Raw genomic sequence first — 19,524 nt, forward strand, 5'->3', positions numbered from 1 at the left:
TCGCAGTAGCGGAAATGCATAACTAAACCTCGCTAAGTGCAGTTTTAACGATTAATCGGTGGCGTAGCTCGCGCAGTGCCGCTGAAATCATCGCCAAATCTGGGGTGGCTGCACGCAGCTCAGTAAACATGGCACTCACTCGCTCGCGCTCGCTACTACTATTTTGCGCCAGCCATTCGCTCAGATTGTCTGGGCTTTGTTGCCAAGCCTGCATAAATAGCTCTTTGTGTAGGCGTTGCAAGTCATCGCGCACCGCCAAACGAGCGAGGGTCTGCCAGCGGCTTTCACGCGGCAATTGCTCGATGGCGAGCGCCAACCATTTAAGCTCTAATGCCTCGCCCAGTGCCAAATACATTCGCATGTGCTCGGCAAGCTGCCCAGAGTCATTGCTGCACTGGCTTAACTCAAGCAAGGATTGTGCTTCTTGGACTGCCAGCACCTTCATGGCCAATCCGCCACTCACACCTGCGGCTTGCCATTGCAGTGCCTGCGTTTGATGGCTTGGGCTGCTAGTTAGCCACAGCGGTAGTTGCGGCAGGGCCAGTGCCGCACAAGTGCGCATGTGATCGAGCGCCGGTTTGCTTAAGGTTTGCTGCAACAGCCAGCGTGCGACACGCTCGGTTTGACGGCGAACTTGAAGCAGTAGTGTGTTCTGGCCTTCGCTACTGCATTGATCGGCGTTCTGTTCGATTTTCAAGCGCCAGCGTTTCACTATCAAGCAAGCTTTCGGCGGCGATTAAAGCGTCGACAATATCGCTATAACTGCGCTCGGTTTCCTCTTGCAAACGATAAACTGAATTGGTACCAAAGCGATTAACAATATGATTGGTCAGCACGGTGGCAATGATTTCACGACGCAAAGGATGCAAAGGCAGTTGTGCGGCAAAAGACTCGCGCAAGCGGGTTGGGAAATACTGGCTCAGGCGTTGGTTCCATTTGTTGTCGTCAATTAACGACTCGTCGAGTAAGTTTTGCTTGATTACAATTTTGGCGTAAGCCATTAAAACCGCTATTTCTGGACGAGAAAGTCCCAGTCCTAGCGCTTGACGTTCGATGAGCTGATTGTTGCTTGGCAGGTATTCAATACGGCGCGATAGCTTGCCAGCCGCTTCCATCGATTGCATGAGGCGCAAATGAACTGAGGCCAAGGATAATGATTGCGAGAACTCTAACGAAATGGCCAAAGTTTGCAATTCATTGTCACGTAGGACTAAATGGCCGACTTCGTCGGTCATGCTGGCGAGCACTTCATTGCGTTGCTTGAGCGTTAAATCGCCATCGGCGACGATACGGCCCAGTAAAATTTTGATATTCACTTCATGGTCTGAGCAATCCACCCCGGCAGAGTTATCAATGGCGTCGGTATGAATTCTGCCGCCGTTGAGCGCGTATTCAATGCGGCCGAGTTGCGTAAAGCCTAAGTTCCCACCCTCGGCAATGACTTTGCAGCGTAAGTCGCGACCATCAACGCGCACGGCGTCGTTATTGCGATCATTTACTTCGGCATGGGTTTGTGCGCTGGACTTAACATACGTACCAATGCCACCGTTGTAGAGCAAATCAACCGGCGCTTTGAGTAGGGCTTGAATCAGCTGATCGGGCTCAAGCTCGGCATCTTCGATGTGCAATCTTTGACGTATTTGCTCAGAGATTTTGATTTTCTTCAGGGTGCGAGCGTATACCCCGCCACCTTCTGAGATGAGCTCTGAATTGTAATCGGCCCATGAAGAGCGCGGCAGCGCGTACATGCGAGCACGCTCAGCAAAAGCCACGGCGCTATCGGGCTGTGGGTCTAAGAAAATGTGGCGATGATCAAATGCAGCCAACAGTTGAATGGTTGGTGTGCGCAATAAACCATTGCCAAACACGTCACCGGACATATCGCCAATACCCACGGCGGTAAATGCGTCGGTATTGGTGTCGACCCCCATTTCACGGAAGCTGCGCTCAACTGAAATCCACGCGCCACGCGCGGTAATGCCCATTTTTTTATGGTCATAACCGACTGAGCCACCAGAGGCAAACGCATCGTCCAACCAGAAGTTATATTCTTGCGAGATGGCGTTGGCGATGTCGGAGAACGTTGCGGTGCCTTTATCGGCGGCAACCACCAAGTAAGGATCGTCGCCGTCGCGGCGCAAAACATTGGCCGGCGGGATGATTTTTCCGTTGATAAAGTTGTCGGTTAAATCCAGTAAGCCACGAATAAAGGTCTGGTAGCAGGCGACGCCGCTAGCGAGCAACGCTTCGCGCTCGAGTGGCGGGTTTTTAACGATAAAACCACCTTTGGAGCCGACAGGCACAATCACGGTGTTTTTAACCATCTGCGCTTTCACCAAGCCCAGCACTTCGGTGCGGAAGTCCTCACGTCGGTCAGACCAACGTAAGCCGCCGCGCGCCACTTTGCCGCCACGTAAATGCACGCCTTCCATTTGTGGTGAATACACAAAAATTTCAAACATCGGTACCGGTTGCGGCATCATCGGCATTTGGCCAGAAGCGATTTTGAGTGACAAGTAAGTTTTGTTGCCATTGTCCTGATAAAAATTGGTGCGCAGCGTGGCTTGTATTGCCGACAGTAGGCCGCTAATGATTTTTTCATCATCAATATTGGGCATGGCGCGCGCCGCTTGGGCGATTTCTTCCTGCGTGATTTCAGCGACCGCAGGCTCGGCCTGTTGTGGATGATTCAGTAGTTCAAACGCATGTACCAATTGCTGGGCTTGTGTGCCATAGCGCAATAAGCAGTCGGCGATGGTGTCCATATCGTATTTGAGTGCGACTTGCTTTAAAAAGCGCGAATACGCCCGCAAAATCAGTACATCACGCCAAGCCAAGCCGTTATGCAAAATCAGTTGATTGAGCTTGTCGTTTTCCGCCGCACCTTTTGAAAGCGCGATAAAAGCCGCTAAAAATCGTAGCCGTTGCTCTGCCGATTCAAGCGAAGCTTGTGCCGGTAGGCGAATGCCGATGTCGACAATCCACGCGGTTTGTTGTTCAAAATGAATGGTGTAAGGGCGCTCGTCAAGAATGCGCACGCCAAGGCTTTCAAGTAGCGGCAAAAAGTCAGACAACTCAATGGCTTGGTGCTGATAAAGCTTTAAGCGCCAGACCATTTCGTCGAGCGCGCTGCCCGGGGTGAGCGTGGCGACCAATTGCTGGGTTTGTAGCGCTCGCTCGAGTGCCTCAACGTCGTGGATCGCAACGCGCGCTGAAAAATCAGCGCAGTAGGCGGCAGGGAAGGCATTTAAGTATTTTTGTTGTAGCGTGCCGCCTTTTTCTTCACCAAAACTTTGAATTAATTGTTGGTGTAGACCGTCTTGCCAGCGCTGCGCCAAGTGTTCAATTTCGATTTCAATGGCTTTGGCATCGTACTGAGTTTCGCCAACGGCCGAGCGGCGAACAATGTAATGAATGCGCGCCAGTGGGTTGTCGCTCAGTAATACGTTAAATTCAGTGGCGTTGCCATTGAGGTGCTGCATCAAGAGATTGCCGATTTTGATGCGTACGTCGGTGCTGTAGTTGTCGCGCGGCACAAAGACCATGACCGATACATATCGACGGTAAATGTCATCTCTAAAAAATGCGCGAACGCGATTTCGTTCGTGCAAATTGACGACGCCATTGGCAATGCGTCCTAGCTCGGCGACTTCAATTTCAATCAGCTCATCTCGTGGGTAGGTATCCAATACATTGAGTAGCGCTTTGCCGCGATAGCCGGTTAATTCTGCGCCGCACAGAGCCATGGCGTGATCAATTTTTTGCCGCAAAATCGGGATTTGTCGCGGCGGCGCGGTATACGCGCTGGCCGAATACAGTCCAACAATGCGTAATTCACCCATCAATTGGCCGTCGGTATTGATGTGCCGTAGCAAAACGGTATCTAAATAAACCGGCCGATGCACCATAGAGCGATGGTCTGATTTGGTGAGCATCAATAAGCGATCAGGCGTGTAAGCAATTTGCCGTAAGTCAGGCGATAGACTGGCCCAAATATGAGAGGGCTGAGCTAAGCCGTTGTCGCGCAGTAAGCCTTTGCCCGAATGCGGCACAACATTAAGTGACTCGCCGCCAAATTGGTAGTCGCGCAAGCCAAGAAAAACAAAGTGTCCAGATAATAGCCATTCAAGATAGGCGATGGTTTCAGTGACCACCGAGCGCGGTAGTGGCGGTGGGTCGCTGCGCAGTTGCTCAAGTGCCGTCATAACGCGATCAGTCATGGCTGGCCAATCCGCTACCGAGGTGGCGATGCTGTCGAGCGCTTGATTGATCTCTTGTTCGATGTGGGCCATGTTGGCGGCGTCACTGATGCGATTGATTTCAAAGTGCATCCATGACTCGGCACGACCTTTGGGATCGAGTTGAATAATTCGCCCCTCGGTATCGCGTAAAACTTTAAATACCGGATGTATAACGCTGTGTGCAGTGTATTTTAAGCGTGCCAGCACAATACCCACTGAATCGACTAAAAACGGCATGTCATCTTGGACGATTTCAATCACCGTGTGCGGGCATTGCCAGCCATGCTCGCTTAAATTGGGGTTGTAAACGCGAATCAGGCGTTGCTGTGGTTGGCGTGGTGCTGCCATACGCCAGTGTGCGAGTAGCGCGCCGGCTAAATCCTCTGTGGCGCGGGGCTGTAAATCGTCTTCTGGCACGTTGGCATAATATTGTTGAAGCGCCGTGGCGATATCGCCTGAAACATGTTCGGTTGCCCACGTTTGTAGGGCTTGCAAAGGCGTGCTTGTGCTCATTTTGACTGTGGCCTATCGACTGGATGCAGTCCTCCACTGTAGACGGAGTTGCAGCGCCTTCCAACAAGGGTTACCACCTATTTAATAGCTTAGTTGCTTTGGTGACAGACTCATAAGGCATTGAAGTAATGAGTATTTGAACAAAACGCACAATAAAAATGACCAACGGGTAATAATTCTATATTATTGAATGCTAATGTGTGCATTGTCCGCAGACAACAAAGAGGCCGTAGCATGAGCCAAGTTCGCTCTATCCTTGCTGATTCCACATCAGCCGTCATGACCGCATCGACCGATGTCGATCCAATGTTGCTCATGTGCCGTGATTTGGCGTTAAAAATGTTAAGCCAATCCATGGAAGGTTTTTTTGAGCGACTAGAAGACACTTATTTTGAGTTGGCTGATACGACTTTTGATCGCAAACTGCGCGATGATTATTTTGCGGCACGCGAAGAAACACATCAAAAGCGCGATATATTGGCTGAACAATTTAAGCGCAACTTTTTATCGAGTTTTAATGATCGAATGAGTAAGGCGGCCAGCACTAACGCTACAGAAGCAGCTAGTCCGTTTTATCGTGTTCAAGCCCATCCCGATCAACTTAGTTTGGTCGCCAACGAAGAGTATGAAGAGCATCTTTCGGCAGATTTAATTGTTAAGGCCTTTAAACATACCGGGGGCGATACGCTGACCGAGCTTGAGCAGCGTTTTGCCGGCTTAATGCCCGAGCAAGCCGATGGCGCAACCAATCCGCTAGCGCCAGAAGCGATTTGCGATGCGTTTATGCAGGCCTGCAAACAACTTGAAACGGGGATCGATGCTCGCCTAGTGGCGTTAAAAGCGTTTGAGAACGAGCTGTCTAATCAAGTGGCTGACGTGTATCGGCACGTCAATCAATACTTGATTGCGCAGAATGTTGAGCGGGTAATGCCGGGCTCGATTAAACGTCAAAACCATGCTGCACCTTCATTAGCGCCGCAAACCAGTGTCGATGCTATCGACACAGCACAGGCTTCGAGCGTGACGACGCCAATGCCATTAGCGGCGCATTTAGCGCATTTGGCACAAACACCAATAGCCGAAAACGCAGTCGAGACTGTGCCAGGCTGGATGTCGTTTTTGGATGTGTTGCAACATAAGCCGCCGGTGGCGAGTGCGCTCAATGGCGCAGATGCGGCGGTTTTTGAGCGCAATATGTTGGGTGTGTTGCGGCATTCTGGCTGGGCCAAAAACCTACCGCAAATGGACGCAATGACATTAGAGCTCATTGCTTTGCTGTTTGAGCGTATGTTTGATGATGCGCGACTCTCGGCGTCGATCAAGGGCTTGATAGCACGCCTACAAATCCCGATTTTGAAAGTCGCCATGCTGGATGCGGGGTTTTTTGCCAATAAAAAACACAGTGCACGAGTCTTACTCGACACATTGGCGGAAATAACCCTCGACGCGCCCGATATGCTGGCTGGTGACGCACGTTACGATCAAATTGCCGTCATTGTTACCCAGATAAGTCAGCAATTTACCGATGATATTGCTGTATTTGATCGAGCGCTTGCTGCACTTAAAGCACTGCAAGATGCAGAAGTTGCGGCGCTTGAAGGCGCATTGCAAAGTAATGCTCAGGCCTTACTGCAAAACGAAATGGCCGAGTTGGCAACGGTCACCAGCGAGGCCTTGGTGCAGTCGCGGTTGAGTCGGTCAGACTTACCACCCTTAGTACGTGATTTTTTAGCGCAATATTGGCCCCTTGCTTTGGCGCAGCGCTTTGGCATTGTGGGTGAGAGTGCGCCAGAATTTATCGCTGCCCTAAAAAACCATGGATGATTTGATTTGGAGCGTTCAAGCCAAACAAGGTGCGGATGAGCGTTTTGCCTTGGTCAATGTGTTGCCCGGCATGCTTAAATCACTAGAAGACATGGCTCGCGAGCAGGGTATGAGCGATGCGGCAGCTAAGTCGTTTTTTGCCGAATTTAGTGCATTGCCATGCAGCGGCCATTCGCAATGGTTTACGCCCAGCAGTAGTGCCCGTTGCTGCGCCTGCCGAGCCTACTTTGTCATCGCGCGATAATGAAATCGCGAAAGAAAATAAAGAGGCCGTGCAGTGTGAATCTTTGCCGCCGCACAGTGATTTTCCGATTCGGGGTGAGTGGGTGGAGTGGATCGGTGAGCAAAATGAAGTTTTACGTTTGCGTTTATCGTGGATTAGCCCCAAAGCAACGCGCTATTTGTTTACCAATCGCCATGGCAGCAATAGCCAAGCCTTTTTACGCGCTGAGTTGCTTGCAGCGCTCAATAGCGGCCGAATTCGCCGCATTCAAGCCGGCAATAGTTTGCTGGATCAAGCTTTGGATGCATTAAAAAGCAATTTGAAATGAGTGGACTGGAAAAGGATGGCGTGGCGGGGGCTTGAGCTGATACGGTTGGGCAGGCGACGACCCATTTATCTTATGTTCTTGATCGTGCTGCGCCGTTGTTGGTCACGATCTTCATCGTGTCCGACTTCCGTTCTTGATGGTTAACCCCGTTTTTTACTGCGTTGATATGCATAGCATGGGTCGATCTTCGCGTTAGATGCATCCAAGTGGCATTATTTTTCCGTAAACTGGGTAATTTTCCTTGTTGCAAAGGCAATCAAGGCGGCTAGCTCTGTTAGAATCTTGCCCCATGATCAGACTTAAAACACTCACACTCCGTCGCGGCACCAAGGTGCTCCTTAATCGTGTCGAACTCACGCTACAACCTGGCTCAAAAACCGGGGTAGTTGGAGCCAATGGCGCGGGTAAATCCAGTTTTTTTGCCTTATTGCGTGATGAAATTCATGCTGATGAAGGCGATTTAGAAATGCCACCTCGAGTGGCGATTGCGCACGTGGCGCAAGAAACCCCTGCATTGCCGTGTTCGGCACTGGATTACGTACTTGATGGTGACATTGAGCTGCGCAAAATCGAAGCCGAAATTGCCGCGATTACTTACGACGCCGATGATGACGGTATGGCCCATGGCGAGCTATTTGCTCGCCTTGAAGCCATTGACGGCTATACCGCGCAAGCGCGCGCTGCCAAATTATTAGCCGGTTTAGGCTTTTCTTTAGAAGAAAATTCACGTCCGGTATCGAGTTTTTCCGGTGGTTGGCGGATGCGTTTAAATTTGGCGCAAGCGTTAATGTGTCGTTCCGACCTGTTGCTGCTCGATGAACCCACCAATCACTTGGATTTAGAAACCGTAGTTTGGTTGGAAGAATGGCTTTAAAACCTATCCGGGCATGTTGTTGATTATTTCGCATGATCGCGACTTCTTAGACAGCACCATCAAACAAATTTTGCACGTTGATAACGCGCAACTCACCGTTTACACCGGTACTTACGAAGACTTTGAAAATCAATGTGCTGAGCGCTTAGCGCAGCAATCACAAGCGTTTGACAAACAGCAACGTCAAATCGCCCATTTGGAAAGCTTTATTACCCGCTTTAAAGCCAAGGCCAGTAAAGCCAAGCAGGCGCAAAGTCGAGTGAAAGCATTAGAAAAAATGGAGAAAATCGCTGCCGCGCATGTTGATTCACCATTTAATTTCTCTTTCCGCGAGCCCGATTCAAGCCCGAACCCTTTGGTGCATCTCGAAATGGCGTCGGCAGGTTATAGCGCCGATCATCCAATTTTGTCGGGCATTAATCTTTCCGTTGATAACTCAGCGCGTTTAGGGTTGCTCGGGGTGAATGGTGCCGGTAAATCAACGTTTATTCGCTCATTAGCCGGTGAGCAAGACTTGCTGTCGGGGATTCGTACTGAAGGCAAAGGCTTAAAAATGGGTTATTTTGCCCAGCATCAGCTGGAATACCTGCGCATTGATGAGTCGCCACTGTGGCATATGCAAAAAATCGACCCAACCACTCGCGAGCAAGAGCATCGCAATTTCTTGGGTGGATTTAATTTTCACGGCCAGATGGCGCTCAATCCCATTGCGCCATTTTCTGGCGGTGAAAAAGCACGTTTGGCCTTGGCTTTGCTGATTTGGCAAAAACCAAATCTCTTGCTGCTCGATGAACCAACCAATCACTTGGACATCGAAATGCGTGAAGCGCTAACCTTTGCGCTACAAGATTTTGATGGCGCTTTGATTGTGGTATCACATGATCGGCACATTTTGCGTGCCACGGTTGATGATTTTTGGTTGATCGAAGACGGCAAAGTTCAGCCTTTTGATGGTGATTTGGACGATTACACGCGTTACAGTCAAGAAAAAACGCAGTAGTGACAAGTCTGCCGTAGTGGCCGCCGCCAGTGTAAGCAGCAATAGCACAGCGCCAACGGTGAATCGCAAAGAGCAAAAACGCCTCGAAGCCGAAGCACGGCAAAAATTGGCTAATGCGCGCAAACCACTAGAAAAAGATTTAGCGCGAATTGAGGCTGAAATGGCCCGAATTAGCGCCGAGCAAGCCACCATCACCAGTACTTTGGCCGATGAAACCTTGTATTTGCCTGAGCGTAAAGACGCGTTGCAAAAAATCTTGGCGAGCGAACTCAAGCTCAAAGAAAAAACTCGCCGAGCGTGAGCTCGCTTGGGTGAGTGTGAGCGAAGAAATCGACAACCTGTCAGTGTAATGATGTATTGCCCGCCAAGCATTGATGCTATTGATCTGGCGGGTAATACCTAAGGGTGGTTATGCGATCAAATTGGGCTATTTTCTTGGTTTGGGCGCTGGTGTTAGCGTTGATTTACTGGGTGTTTAGTAGCTTTATTGCTCAGCAATATCAGCCCAAAATGCAGATCTTCCAAACTGGCAATGCCACTGAGCTCACTTTGCAGCGAGCCAGAGATGGTCATTTTCGGATTAACGGCCACATCAATGGCACTGCGGTCACGCTGCTACTCGACACGGGGGCGACCTCGATTACGCTGAGCGAGCGCTTGGCTGAGCGCCTTAATTTACCGCGCGGCGAATCGTTTATTGCGCGCACCGCCAATGGCGAGGTAGAAGGTTACGAATCGCGACTGAGTGAGTTAAGTTTTGGCCCATTTCGCTTTGAAAACGTCCGAGTGGGGGTGTTGCCCAATTTGGGGGATGAAGTATTGCTGGGGATGAATATCATTCGTCATTTTGATATTCGTACCCAAGACCAGCAAATGCATTTAAAACTGATTGATCAAAATTGATTGAACGTAAATAAAAAAATAGGCCGCTTAGATAGCGGCCTATTTTTTTTATTGGGTGCTAACTAGTTGCTGTAAATCGACGATGTCATTACACATATAATTGCCAACAGCCCAGTGTTGAGGCTCAAACCATATTTGTGCTGCTGCGTGTAAAGACTGCGCGGTGATTTGGCGTAGATCAGGCTGATTACTCGACGTATTACCATTTCTTAACCAAGCGGTGGCGTAAGACAGTGCGTATGGAATAGGCATATTGACCCGTTCGGCGATGGATTTTCTTAGTCGATCATGGATGGCGTTGACTTCGGTTGTGCTAGGGGCAGTTTGTCGTAGCTTAATTAATGCATTGAGCACTGTTTGGCTACTTTGTTCGCAGTGCGCAGCATCGGTACGATAGGCAAAACCGAGGGTTAAACCTTGCGGTGTATTGCGATTGGGCACCAGTGAAAGCCAATAAATATTGCCTGTTTTCTCTCTTAGTCCGTCGAGAAGGCGCTGATGTAATAAATCAGCCATCGCGGTTAACTGCAATTCATTTTCGGCGTTTGCCTTTACAGGTAGATACGCTTGCCAATGGCGATATGCGCCTGTATTGGCCCAGCCTAATTGCACTTCTTTGACTGGCACTTGAGGTAGTGTACTTATCTGTGGCAGGTTTGAATGCTGGGTAGGTAGGCTTGCTAGGTACTGCTCGAGCAAAGCTTCGGTTTTTTTGTCATTGGCGACGCCGGTGATGACAAAACGAAAAGCCCCCGGATTGCCATAGAGCCGCTGCTTGGCGGTTTTTAATTGGGCGAATGAGGCCTCATAAAAAGGGCTGAGCATTTTTCGATTACTAGGAAATAAATCCGGCGTTTGATAGCGCAATTGATTTAAGGTATTGGCTAAACTTTGTTCATCATTGTTAGCCATATTTTGCAAAGTGAGTTCCCGGCTCACATTAGCAGCCTCTTCATTGTCATCGCTGGCTGTCAATGCGAGATAATTGAGCTGTAATAATGCTTCAATGTCTTTTGGAATACTCACTCCAGAAAAACCATGGGTGTCCATGCCAACAAACGGTAGTAGTTTGGTTTGTTTGTTGCTCATGATGCGCTCAATGTCATTTGGGCGCATGCCATCTAATCCGGCGCGTAGTAAATACTCTGGCAATATTCTGGCTGCGGGATATAAATCAGCGCTCAGCGCGGTAAGTCCGCCCAAAGCCTGCGCAGCAAAACCAATGTTTTCTGTTTTACTTTGTGGCGCAATAGTGAGGACTTCAATGCCATTACTTAATTGCCAAAGCGTACTTTTATTGGCGGCATCCTCTATTGAACGAATAATTTTACCTTTGGCGGGTAAGGTGCCCAGCAATTGATTTCGTGTGGTATTCGTTGTTATTGGTGTTAAGGTTTCTGCTTGAATTTCAGCGATTAACTCTTTCAGCCAAAGTTGATTGATATAATCTTCCGACTGGACTCGAGTGGATTTTAGTGCGTAAACCACTTGATCAGGATAGGCCAAAATATCTACCATTAATTTTTGCAAGTCCGTAGTTTGAGTCGCCTCAAAAAAACGCTGGTGTTGAGTTGGGTAATCGGATGGATTGCGAACTGATTCAGCAAAACGATAATGCATAAATAGTTGATTGGCCCAAACTAAGTTATCCCAATTTGTGCCAATCATGGCTTTTCTGGTTTCAAATGCATTGTTTAATTCTTCAGCACTAAAACCAAATTGTTTGGCGCGTACAATTTCTCGATATAACTGGCGCAATGCCGCTTGGCTGCGATTGTTTTTTGCATTAACAAAAAAACCATATTGAATTTGTCTAGTTGGTAAATCCGTGCCGTGCGAATTGAGCCAAATGGCATCACTGACTGCACTGTCTTGGTTTTGTGCCAAATTAGAAAGACGGCGCTGCAAAATAATGCCGATTAATTCACGTTGATAGTCGCGTAACGCAGCGTCTGCGTCACTCATTGAGTCGCTAGGTAAAACCCAAGTCCAGCCAACACGTGCTTGTGATAAAGACTGAACTTGATTTTCATTAACTAGGCGTAACTGATCGATTGCGGCTGGGCTTGGGTAGTTAACGGCATGATTGCCGGCTGGCACGGCATTAAAATTTTTTTTTTGATTTGAGTTTCAATTTGACGTGGATTGATATCACCAGAAACTAAAATAGCCATTTTTTGCGCTTGATATTCGCGCTGATAAAAAGCATTTATTTTTTCGAGAGGAATGCTTTTTATGGTTTTGCTATCACCAATTGGCATTCGATTAGCGTAGTTTTGATTAGGATAAATTGTTTTATATATTGATTGATAGATTGCATGGTCGGAGCGACGAATACGCTCTTCATTCAGTACGACTTCTCGCTCGGTATTGAGCTCGTTTTCATCGAACTCGATTTGATATGCCCAATCGGCAAGCAATTGCAGCGCCTGAGCCGCATCATCGGGTGAAACTGATAAAAATATAAACTGTATTTTCATGACTGGTAAAGGCATTGCTATCGCCACCCCAACGCATACCATGGCTATCTAAAAATGCTTTGACTTGTCCTGCTTTAAAATTTTTGGTTTGACGAAATGCCATATGCTCAAGCAAATGGGCGACACCTAATTCATCGTCTTTTTCACTCATTGAACCAACATTAACGACTAAACGCATTTCAACTTTATTGCTCGGCTGTTGATTTGGCTTAATAAAATAATGTAGGCCGTTGTTTAGTTGCCCCTGAATAATATCTGGTGCAAGAACCGGTAAGATTTTTAACTTGGGCCTGGCCAACAACTGATGTCAAACATAAAAATACCGTGGCACAAAAATTACGCATTATTACGCACACCTTTTAAATTTTTAATGCATATTCCAGCATCATTTTAATGGGTGCAAGTATTAAAATCCAAAATAAAATTTATGCAACGCCATATGGGTTTAAAAAACCGATAAATTTATTGCCAATCGCCACGTAATAGATGTGTTTCTTGCTCTAGTTTTAATCGGGTAACGGACTCCGGCGCAATGGGTTTGCCAACGATTAGGCCGATTTTAGAGAAAATGCCGCGTGGCATCTTGAGCATGGCGGCACCATCTTTACGGCTAAAAAAACTACCCCATAAACCTTGTAGCGCCATTGGAATGACCGGCACGGGTGTAGTTTTAATAATTTGCTCAATCCCCGGCATGAAGCGATTAATTTTGCCATTGCTGGTAATTCGCCCTTCAGGAAAAATAGCCACGATTTCGCCCTCGGCCAGTGCTTGCGCGATTTGGGTAAAAGCAGTGTCTTTCATTTGCGCGCTTTCTTTGGTTGGCGCAATTGGAATAGCATTAGCAGTGCGGCAAATGAAATTCATGATGGGTAAATTGTAAATTCGATGATCCATCACAAATCGAACTGGGCGACGAATTGCGCCAGCGAGAATCATCGCATCCATAAAGCTAACGTGATTGCACGTTAATACCACTGCGCCATGCTCGGGGATGTTTTCTAGGCCGGTTTTTTTGATTCGGTATAAAGTATGCGTCAAAATCCAGACCATAAATCGCATTAAAAATTCGGGGATCAACGTATAAATATAAATCGCGACAAAAATATTCAAAATGCCAGCGAGTAATAATAGCTGCGATACACTTACACCTGCTTCAAGCAACACAATACTCATTGCTGCGGCAACCACCATAAACAATGAGTTTTAAAATATTATTGGCGGCAATCGCGCGCGAAGTGAATTCATGTTCGGTGCGAATTTGAATCAATGCGTATAAAGGCACAATAAAAAATCCGCCAAAAACGCCAATCAATAAAATATCAATAATAACTCTCCAGCTAGAGAGGCTTGTTAAGAATGTATAGGCGGTGTAACTAGCTGGGGCTAAGCTTTGGCTGGCGAAAAATAAATCAATGGCAAAGACTGATAGTCCAATTGAGCCAAATGGCACCAGTCCTAGTTCAACTGTCGCATCGGACAGCTTTTCACACAGCAGTGAGCCAATGGCCACGCCAAGTGAAAATAAGGTCATTAATAATGTGTATACCGATGCATCACCATGCAGTGTTTCTTTGGCAAAGTGTGGGAATTGGGTTAAGTAAATAGATCCAAAAAACCAGAACCAAGAAATACCAAGTAGGCTATTAAATACGGTTTTGTTCTTTCGAGTATGAGACAGAATTTTTGCGGTCTCTCAGCAAATACATTCCAGCCAATTTTTAGATTTGGTGCGGTGGGCGGGGCAGCAGGCATGGCGCGGCTGCAAAAGTAACCAATTATTGCAAAACCAAGACAGGCGATAATAATATAAATTTCACCATAAGGTTGTTGCTGAATAATCAATGTGCCGGCAATTTGTCCTAATAAAATAGCCACAAAAGTGCCCATCTCGATTAAGCCATTGCCGCCGAGGATTTCATTACTTTTTAAGTATTGCGGTAAAACAGAATATTTTAATGGGCCAAAAAAAGCTGAATGCACCCCCATCAAAAATAGACAGCACATTAAGATTGCAGCATTGTGCCAAATAAATCCAAGGCCCGCGAGCAGCATGATGATGATCTCTAAACCTTTAATCCAACGTGCTAATAGTGCCTTGTCATATTTTTCTGCAAGTTGCCCAGCCAGCGTTGAGAAAAGAAAGAAAGGTAAAATAAAAATCCCTGCGGCCATATTAATTAGCACCGCACTATTGAGCCCCGCAGTGGAGAGTCCATAAAATGCAATTAAAACCAAAAACGCATTTTTAAATAAATTATCATTAAATGCGCCAGTAAACTGAGTGAGAAACAAGGGTAGAAAACGCTTCTGACCCATTAGGTCAAACTGATTTGGCTTATGCATGATGATATCCGCAGGGGGCAACAAAAAATCGATTGCAGATGGCAATCGATTCCGGCTAAGTCTTCTTTTTTCTAAATGAGTAATAGCGCATAGCGTACAAGGAGGTGATCAATGCGTTTTAATGCCAAAAGAGAACTTTAAAAAAAATTCTAAAACTAACCAATCAAGGCTTTACGTTCACGCTCTAAATTGGCGAGTAAACGCTGCAAACTATTTTCGATTGGGCGCGGCAAATCAACAAAACGCACCCCCAATAACCAGCGCACTTTACCATCGGCCATGGTCACGGCATGCGTAGAGCGAATTTCAATATCGACTTTTGCAAAGCCAGCACTGGCCAAGTCAAAGTTGGCTTGATTTAAAACCATTCCAGACGGAAATTCATCTTTGGGCTCGTCTTTCAACCAAATGCCAGCGCCACCCAAAGAAATATCATGCAGCTCAAGCCGCATTTTTTGCGAATTAGGCAGACTTAATTCACAAGTTAATGGATTGGTGATAGGCGTAAGTAAGCGAAAGAATTCTCGGCGCTGTAATTTAATCAGATCGCTGGGAAATTGAATCGTAAACGCCGCTTTGCCTTCAAATTGACAGCGTTTGGCAAGGCCAACAGAGAATTGAATTTTGACGTTGTCCAGTGCCGTGACAAATAAGATTTTGCTGGCTTGGGTGATCGCGGTATTGGTGGCATCGTGTCCGCCAACGTCAATAATAAATTGCTGCGCTTTAGTATCTACACTTAATACGCGCGATAACATCATGTCGCGTCCAGCATTAAAATACAGCGCCAAATTGGCATTGCTTTGCGCTAAATTGCGCAATACAAAGGCAATTTCCATAATGGCGGTGATGCGGTAGGGGGCAATGTCTTCTTGCTCGCCAATTGGGGCAATGCCGCCATTCACTTCATCTGACATCGTATATCCTGTATTGATATTTTTATTCTGCTAATAGTAAATCTAAATCATGCGCAAATACAGTAGCACCGGCACCATAATTAATCATGACACGGGTTTTTCCTTCTGGATCAATTAAATAACTACCCGCAGTATGATCCATCGTATAGCTATCTCCCTGTGGCTGCTTTTGGTAAATGATTTTATATTGTTGGGCAATATCAGCTAATTGACTGTCGTTGCCGCGTAAACCGATAAATCGAGGATCAAAAGCGGGGACATACGCCGCAAGGATTGTTTGGCTGTCACGCTCTGGATCGACCGTAACAAATAAAACTTGAACGCGATTGGCTTTTTCGCCCAATTGTTGCATTGCTGATTTTAATTCAGAGAGTGTGGTGGGGCAAACCTCAGGGCATTGGGTGAAGCCGAAAAATAAAACCACGACTTTGCCTTTAAAATCTTGCAGTGACCGTGGCTTACCATGGTGATCAGTGAGTTTAAAATCTCCGCCAATTGGACCATTCGTGATGTCGGCCCCTTTAAATTCAGGCTTGCTGCAGCCGCCCAGTAAGATCAACAACAAGCTCATCAGAATTATTTTTTTCATGCAATGCTCTCATTGGCGTTAAATTGAATCGAGCGGCGATTTAAATTGTTCAAGTTGCGCGATTGCAACTGGCGAAATGGCGGCATTTAATGCCTCTGGCGTATAGCTCAGCTCCGCTAGCAATGGTGCGGCAAGCTGCTGTTTTAAATACGCTAAATTTTCAGCGTATCGGCTAAATAGAGGGTCGACTGGATTGGCGATCCAGCCGGCAAGTGTTAAGCCTTGCTGCTTAATGGCTTTGGCCGTGAGCATGGCATGATTTAAGCAGCCAAGCCGCATGCCAACCACCATAATGACCGGCGCTTGTAGTTCCGTTGCCAAATCAGCAATCGTTGCCTGAGTCGAGAGAGGAGCAAACCATCCGCCCGCACCTTCGATAATGACGCGATCGGCAATGCTGGTTAGCTGCTCGGCGCAATTTTTTAGGTGTTGTAAATCAATATCTATACCGGCTTCGTGTGCCGCAATGTGCGGCGAAATCGCCGGCTCGAATAAATAGGGGCTACAGAGTGCTGCCGGTGCTTGGATATTGCTGGCTGCGCGGTGTAATTCTACGTCGGTATTAATGAGTATATCGCCAGACCTGATGCAGCCTGAGGCTGCTGGCTTCATACCCACGGCATCAAATCCAGCCCGAACAAAACCGCGAATCAGCTGCGCGCTGGCTACGGTTTTGCCGACGTCGGTGTCTGTACCGGTCACAAAAAATAGTTTGCCGCTCATGCTGACGGTGTTCTCGGACGGAAATTGATAATTTGGCTGCCATCGGAACGCGCATTGTTTTTTGGCGTCGGTTTAAACGCATGGCCATACACGACTTCATACGTGCAGGGTAAAACGCCATTGCGACGGAATGCTTCGTATTGTGCTTGGACTTTTAGCCATGCCGCTTTGCCCAGTAAGCCATTAGGTCGACCATCCATTTTATTGCTGGCACCAATGTGCTTTAAATCTTGCATCACATCTTTGGCTTTGGCATAGGTCATTGTAATGTGCTCCATATCCATCACGGGCATCGTTAAACCATGTTTGACCAGCGCATCACCTAAATCATGCATGTCGATGAATTGATTGACGTGTTGGTGGCCATCAATGCCGGCAAATGCGCTACGGAGTTCTTTGAGCGTATCCGGTCCCAAGGTGGCAAAAATAATTACGCCGCCGGGTTTTAAGATGCGATTAAATTCTTTAAACGCGGCATCGGGCGTATTGCACCATTGCAGCGTTAAGCTCGACCAAATTAAATCAACCGATTCATCGGCTAGCGGGATTTGTTCAATGTCGGCGCAAAGCGAATTGGCTTTGTTTTTTGTCAAAGACCGATAGCCATTGCTTGAATGTGCTGGTTTTGGCTTGCGACGCTTTGAGCATATTGAGCGCTAAATCAAGCTCAATATATTGGGCACTCGTAAAGCGCTGGCGTAAAAATGAACGGGCATAACCGGTGCCGCAGCCAGCATCGAGGATGACTTTGGGGTCGATATTAATGACGGCAAGGCGGTCAAATAAACGGTCAACCACTTCTCGTTGTAATACTGCCGCCGCATCGTAGCTGCTGGCGGCTTTATCAAATGCGCTGCGAATTCGGTCTTTCTGATTGTAAAACGTTTCGTTCATGTCGGCGCCTTCGCCATTTTGTGTTTCACGATTTCAATAATGCCCGGCAAAATTGAGAGAAAAATAATCCCGAAGATAATCGCACTGAGGTTTTTTTGGATGATTTCTATGCCGCCCAATAAATAACCGGCATAAAGTAGTGAGCCAACCCACGCTGCGCCGCCGATCACGTTATAAGCAAAAAAATTTCCGGTACGTCATTGCCGCCATGCCAGCAACAAACGGCGCAAAGGTGCGAACAATCGGCACAAAAGCGCGCGATAATAATGGTCTTTCCGCCGTATTTTTTCAAAAAAATCGTGGGTTTTGCTTAAGTATTCTGGACGGAATATTTTTGAGTCTTTTTTTGGCAAACAAACGATGGCCAAAAGTATTTGCCAATAGTGTAATTGAGCGCATCACCCAGCACTGCCGCAACAAACAGCAACGCAACTAATAAATGGACATTCATTGCACCGGTTGCGGCAATCATGCCAGCGACAAAGAGTAAAGAGTCGCCAGGTAAAAATGGCGTGACGACCAAGCCGGTTTCACAAAAAATCACCGCAAATAAGATGGCATAAATCCAAACACCATACAGGGCAACCCATTGCGCCAGATACACATCCAGATGCAAGAAAATATTGATGAGATTAAAGTCCATACTGGGCTCCGCAGAAGTGACTCAAGAAAAACGCCGACGAAGCTTCGTCGGCGCTGATTGTATGCGATTGAAGGCGCTTAAACTACCGCTTCTTCTTTCACTTTGACTGGCTTGATCATATTGTCGCGGGTAATGCCAAACATCAGCAACAGTGGCGAGGCCACAAGTACTGATGAATAAATCCCAAACACGATACCGATGGTAAGAGCCATGGCAAAACCATGTAACGCAGCAGCGCCACCAAACAACAGCATTGACAACACCATGCACTCGGTTGAACCGTGGGTAATGATGGTACGGCTAATGGTCGCAGTAATGGCGTTGTCGATCACTTCTGGGACGGATTTGCCACGCAAAGCCGGTTGACGGAAGTTTTCGCGAATCCGATCAAACACCACCACTGATTCATTCACCGAATAGCCCAATACCGCCAAGATCCCTGCCAATACGGTGAGGTTAAATTCCCACTGAAAGAGGGCGAAGCAACCCAAAATGATCACCACATCATGCATATTGGCAATCACGGCCGATACCGCAAAGCGCCATTCAAAGCGCATCGCCAAATAAGCGATAATACCGACACACACCAAAATGAGTGCAGTTAGACCATGAGTAAATAGCTCGTCACCGACCGATGGACCGATAAACTCCACTTTACGCAATTCAACATCACTGCGGGTTTTTTGCAGTGTGGTGAGCACTTCATTGGAAAGCTGAGCGCTATTTTTGTCTTTAATATTCGGTAAACGCAGCATGACATCGGTGGTGGTGCCCATCGATTGCACTTGCGCCTCGCCGTACTTTAAAGCATCCACCTGATGGCGAATTTCACTCAGATTAGCGGCTTTTTGGTAGCGTAATTCCATGACTGTGCCGCCAGTAAATTCGATACCAAAATTTAAGCCTTTGGCGACCAAGAAAAACACCGCCAATACAAAGGTCGCCAATGAAATCGCCGTCGTGAGCTTGCCGTAGCTCATAAATGGGATGTCACGTTTTACATGAAAAAATTCAATCATTTTTCGC

Annotated in this window: 21 protein-coding genes and 1 pseudogene; 7 read left to right on the forward strand and 15 right to left on the reverse strand. The window is 47.3% G+C overall.

Going from position 1 to position 19,524, the window contains the following annotated elements; all coding sequences use genetic code 11:
- Nucleotides 1-22: 22 nt before the first annotated feature.
- Both GKO28_RS17180 and GKO28_RS17185 read right to left on the reverse strand, forming a co-directional pair.
- On the reverse strand, nucleotides 23-697 hold the full coding sequence (locus GKO28_RS17180; RefSeq protein WP_182077196.1) for an NAD-glutamate dehydrogenase domain-containing protein: 675 nt from the start codon (nucleotides 695-697) through the stop codon (nucleotides 23-25).
- A complete protein-coding gene (locus GKO28_RS17185) occupies nucleotides 663-4,754 on the reverse strand; it encodes an NAD-glutamate dehydrogenase (RefSeq protein ID WP_182077197.1) in 4,092 nt (1,363 codons plus the stop codon). Before GKO28_RS17185 ends, GKO28_RS17180 begins: the two co-directional genes overlap by 35 nt.
- Nucleotides 4,755-4,988: 234 nt before the next feature.
- Between GKO28_RS17185 and GKO28_RS17190 the strand changes: the two genes are divergently transcribed.
- The 7 genes from GKO28_RS17190 to GKO28_RS17205 all read left to right on the forward strand — a co-directional run bounded on the left by GKO28_RS17190 (nucleotide 4,989) and on the right by GKO28_RS17205 (nucleotide 9,906).
- Nucleotides 4,989-6,578, forward strand: a complete 1,590-nt coding sequence (locus tag GKO28_RS17190; protein WP_182077198.1) for a DUF1631 family protein — start codon at nucleotides 4,989-4,991, stop codon at nucleotides 6,576-6,578.
- A 1-nt stretch (nucleotide 6,579) separates the two neighbouring features.
- Nucleotides 6,580-6,822, forward strand: a complete 243-nt coding sequence (locus tag GKO28_RS20555) for a DUF1631 domain-containing protein (protein ID WP_247646854.1) — start codon at nucleotides 6,580-6,582, stop codon at nucleotides 6,820-6,822.
- Nucleotides 6,728-7,129, forward strand: coding sequence for a DUF1631 family protein (locus GKO28_RS17195; RefSeq protein WP_307839124.1), 402 nt, complete (start codon nucleotides 6,728-6,730; stop codon nucleotides 7,127-7,129). The genes GKO28_RS20555 and GKO28_RS17195 overlap by 95 nt, the downstream gene beginning before the upstream one ends.
- Nucleotides 7,130-7,418: 289 nt before the next feature.
- Entirely contained in the window at nucleotides 7,419-8,003 is a 585-nt protein-coding gene (locus GKO28_RS22450) for an ATP-binding cassette domain-containing protein (protein ID WP_307839053.1), read from the forward strand.
- Nucleotides 8,004-8,016: 13 nt separating this feature from the next.
- On the forward strand, nucleotides 8,017-9,003 hold the full coding sequence (locus tag GKO28_RS22455; protein WP_307839054.1) for an ATP-binding cassette domain-containing protein: 987 nt from the start codon (nucleotides 8,017-8,019) through the stop codon (nucleotides 9,001-9,003).
- The gene (locus GKO28_RS22460; RefSeq protein WP_307839055.1) at nucleotides 8,954-9,304 is read left to right on the forward strand and encodes a hypothetical protein; all 351 of its coding nucleotides are present in this window, start codon (nucleotides 8,954-8,956) and stop codon (nucleotides 9,302-9,304) included. The genes GKO28_RS22455 and GKO28_RS22460 overlap by 50 nt, the downstream gene beginning before the upstream one ends.
- Before the next feature lie 110 nt (nucleotides 9,305-9,414).
- Entirely contained in the window at nucleotides 9,415-9,906 is a 492-nt protein-coding gene (locus GKO28_RS17205) for a TIGR02281 family clan AA aspartic protease (protein WP_182077201.1), read from the forward strand.
- A gap of 48 nt (nucleotides 9,907-9,954) precedes the next feature.
- Here the strand turns inward: GKO28_RS17205 and GKO28_RS22465 are convergent, their stop codons facing one another.
- The 13 genes and pseudogenes from GKO28_RS22465 to secF all read right to left on the reverse strand — a co-directional run bounded on the left by GKO28_RS22465 (nucleotide 9,955) and on the right by secF (nucleotide 19,514).
- Nucleotides 9,955-12,006 (reverse strand): insulinase family protein, encoded by a 2,052-nt coding sequence (locus GKO28_RS22465; protein ID WP_182077202.1) that lies wholly within the window; start codon nucleotides 12,004-12,006, stop codon nucleotides 9,955-9,957.
- Nucleotides 11,943-12,401, reverse strand: a complete 459-nt coding sequence (locus tag GKO28_RS17215; protein WP_203564249.1) for a pitrilysin family protein — start codon at nucleotides 12,399-12,401, stop codon at nucleotides 11,943-11,945. The genes GKO28_RS22465 and GKO28_RS17215 overlap by 64 nt, the downstream gene beginning before the upstream one ends.
- Nucleotides 12,346-12,684, reverse strand: coding sequence for a pitrilysin family protein (locus tag GKO28_RS17220; protein WP_203564250.1), 339 nt, complete (start codon nucleotides 12,682-12,684; stop codon nucleotides 12,346-12,348). Before GKO28_RS17220 ends, GKO28_RS17215 begins: the two co-directional genes overlap by 56 nt.
- Before the next feature lie 164 nt (nucleotides 12,685-12,848).
- The gene (locus tag GKO28_RS20565; RefSeq protein WP_247646617.1) at nucleotides 12,849-13,562 is read right to left on the reverse strand and encodes a 1-acyl-sn-glycerol-3-phosphate acyltransferase; all 714 of its coding nucleotides are present in this window, start codon (nucleotides 13,560-13,562) and stop codon (nucleotides 12,849-12,851) included.
- A complete protein-coding gene (locus GKO28_RS20570; RefSeq protein ID WP_247646618.1) occupies nucleotides 13,543-13,920 on the reverse strand; it encodes a hypothetical protein in 378 nt (125 codons plus the stop codon). Before GKO28_RS20570 ends, GKO28_RS20565 begins: the two co-directional genes overlap by 20 nt.
- A gap of 62 nt (nucleotides 13,921-13,982) precedes the next feature.
- Nucleotides 13,983-14,732 (reverse strand): MFS transporter, encoded by a 750-nt coding sequence (locus GKO28_RS20575; RefSeq protein ID WP_307839056.1) that lies wholly within the window; start codon nucleotides 14,730-14,732, stop codon nucleotides 13,983-13,985.
- Between the two features lie 155 nt (nucleotides 14,733-14,887).
- On the reverse strand, nucleotides 14,888-15,649 hold the full coding sequence (locus tag GKO28_RS17230; protein ID WP_182077205.1) for a flagellar brake protein: 762 nt from the start codon (nucleotides 15,647-15,649) through the stop codon (nucleotides 14,888-14,890).
- A 22-nt stretch (nucleotides 15,650-15,671) separates the two neighbouring features.
- Nucleotides 15,672-16,238, reverse strand: a complete 567-nt coding sequence (locus GKO28_RS17235; RefSeq protein ID WP_182077206.1) for an SCO family protein — start codon at nucleotides 16,236-16,238, stop codon at nucleotides 15,672-15,674.
- Nucleotides 16,239-16,256: 18 nt separating this feature from the next.
- Entirely contained in the window at nucleotides 16,257-16,961 is a 705-nt protein-coding gene (gene bioD, locus GKO28_RS17240) for a dethiobiotin synthase (protein WP_182077207.1), read from the reverse strand.
- A complete protein-coding gene (locus tag GKO28_RS17245) occupies nucleotides 16,958-17,554 on the reverse strand; it encodes a methyltransferase domain-containing protein (RefSeq protein WP_282099359.1) in 597 nt (198 codons plus the stop codon). The genes bioD and GKO28_RS17245 overlap by 4 nt, the downstream gene beginning before the upstream one ends.
- Nucleotides 17,514-17,855: a methyltransferase domain-containing protein gene (locus tag GKO28_RS21975; protein ID WP_282099360.1), complete on the reverse strand. Its 342-nt coding sequence runs from the start codon at nucleotides 17,853-17,855 to the stop codon at nucleotides 17,514-17,516. Before GKO28_RS21975 ends, GKO28_RS17245 begins: the two co-directional genes overlap by 41 nt.
- Nucleotides 17,852-18,498 (reverse strand): annotated as a pseudogene (locus tag GKO28_RS17250) (DedA family protein). Before GKO28_RS17250 ends, GKO28_RS21975 begins: the two are co-directional and overlap by 4 nt.
- A 77-nt stretch (nucleotides 18,499-18,575) precedes the next feature.
- Complete coding sequence (secF, locus tag GKO28_RS17255; RefSeq protein ID WP_182077520.1) at nucleotides 18,576-19,514, reverse strand: protein translocase subunit SecF; 939 nt, start codon at nucleotides 19,512-19,514, stop codon at nucleotides 18,576-18,578.
- Nucleotides 19,515-19,524 lie beyond the last annotated feature (10 nt).

Source organism: Deefgea sp. CFH1-16, from assembly GCF_016881365.1.
Taxonomy (GTDB): Bacteria; Pseudomonadota; Gammaproteobacteria; order Burkholderiales; family Chitinibacteraceae; genus Deefgea.

What these genes read in the sequence shown, in the direction of transcription:
- GKO28_RS17205 (WP_182077201.1), top strand. Translation starts at nt 9,415, where the DNA reads ATGCGATCAAATTGGGCTATTTTCTTGGTTTGGGCGCTGGTGTTAGCG.
- GKO28_RS20565 (WP_247646617.1), bottom strand. Translation starts at nt 13,562, where the DNA reads ATGAGTATTGTGTTGCTTGAAGCAGGTGTAAGTGTATCGCAGCTATTA.
- GKO28_RS20570 (WP_247646618.1), bottom strand. Translation starts at nt 13,920, where the DNA reads ATGACCTTATTTTCACTTGGCGTGGCCATTGGCTCACTGCTGTGTGAA.
- GKO28_RS17230 (WP_182077205.1), bottom strand. Translation starts at nt 15,649, where the DNA reads ATGTCAGATGAAGTGAATGGCGGCATTGCCCCAATTGGCGAGCAAGAA.
- GKO28_RS17215 (WP_203564249.1), bottom strand. Translation starts at nt 12,401, where the DNA reads ATGCCTTTACCAGTCATGAAAATACAGTTTATATTTTTATCAGTTTCA.
- bioD (WP_182077207.1), bottom strand. Translation starts at nt 16,961, where the DNA reads ATGAGCGGCAAACTATTTTTTGTGACCGGTACAGACACCGACGTCGGC.
- GKO28_RS17235 (WP_182077206.1), bottom strand. Translation starts at nt 16,238, where the DNA reads ATGAAAAAAATAATTCTGATGAGCTTGTTGTTGATCTTACTGGGCGGC.
- GKO28_RS22460 (WP_307839055.1), top strand. Translation starts at nt 8,954, where the DNA reads ATGGTGATTTGGACGATTACACGCGTTACAGTCAAGAAAAAACGCAGT.
- GKO28_RS22450 (WP_307839053.1), top strand. Translation starts at nt 7,419, where the DNA reads ATGATCAGACTTAAAACACTCACACTCCGTCGCGGCACCAAGGTGCTC.
- GKO28_RS17190 (WP_182077198.1), top strand. Translation starts at nt 4,989, where the DNA reads ATGAGCCAAGTTCGCTCTATCCTTGCTGATTCCACATCAGCCGTCATG.
- GKO28_RS21975 (WP_282099360.1), bottom strand. Translation starts at nt 17,855, where the DNA reads ATGAACGAAACGTTTTACAATCAGAAAGACCGAATTCGCAGCGCATTT.
- GKO28_RS20575 (WP_307839056.1), bottom strand. Translation starts at nt 14,732, where the DNA reads ATGCATAAGCCAAATCAGTTTGACCTAATGGGTCAGAAGCGTTTTCTA.
- GKO28_RS17185 (WP_182077197.1), bottom strand. Translation starts at nt 4,754, where the DNA reads ATGAGCACAAGCACGCCTTTGCAAGCCCTACAAACGTGGGCAACCGAA.
- GKO28_RS22455 (WP_307839054.1), top strand. Translation starts at nt 8,017, where the DNA reads ATGTTGTTGATTATTTCGCATGATCGCGACTTCTTAGACAGCACCATC.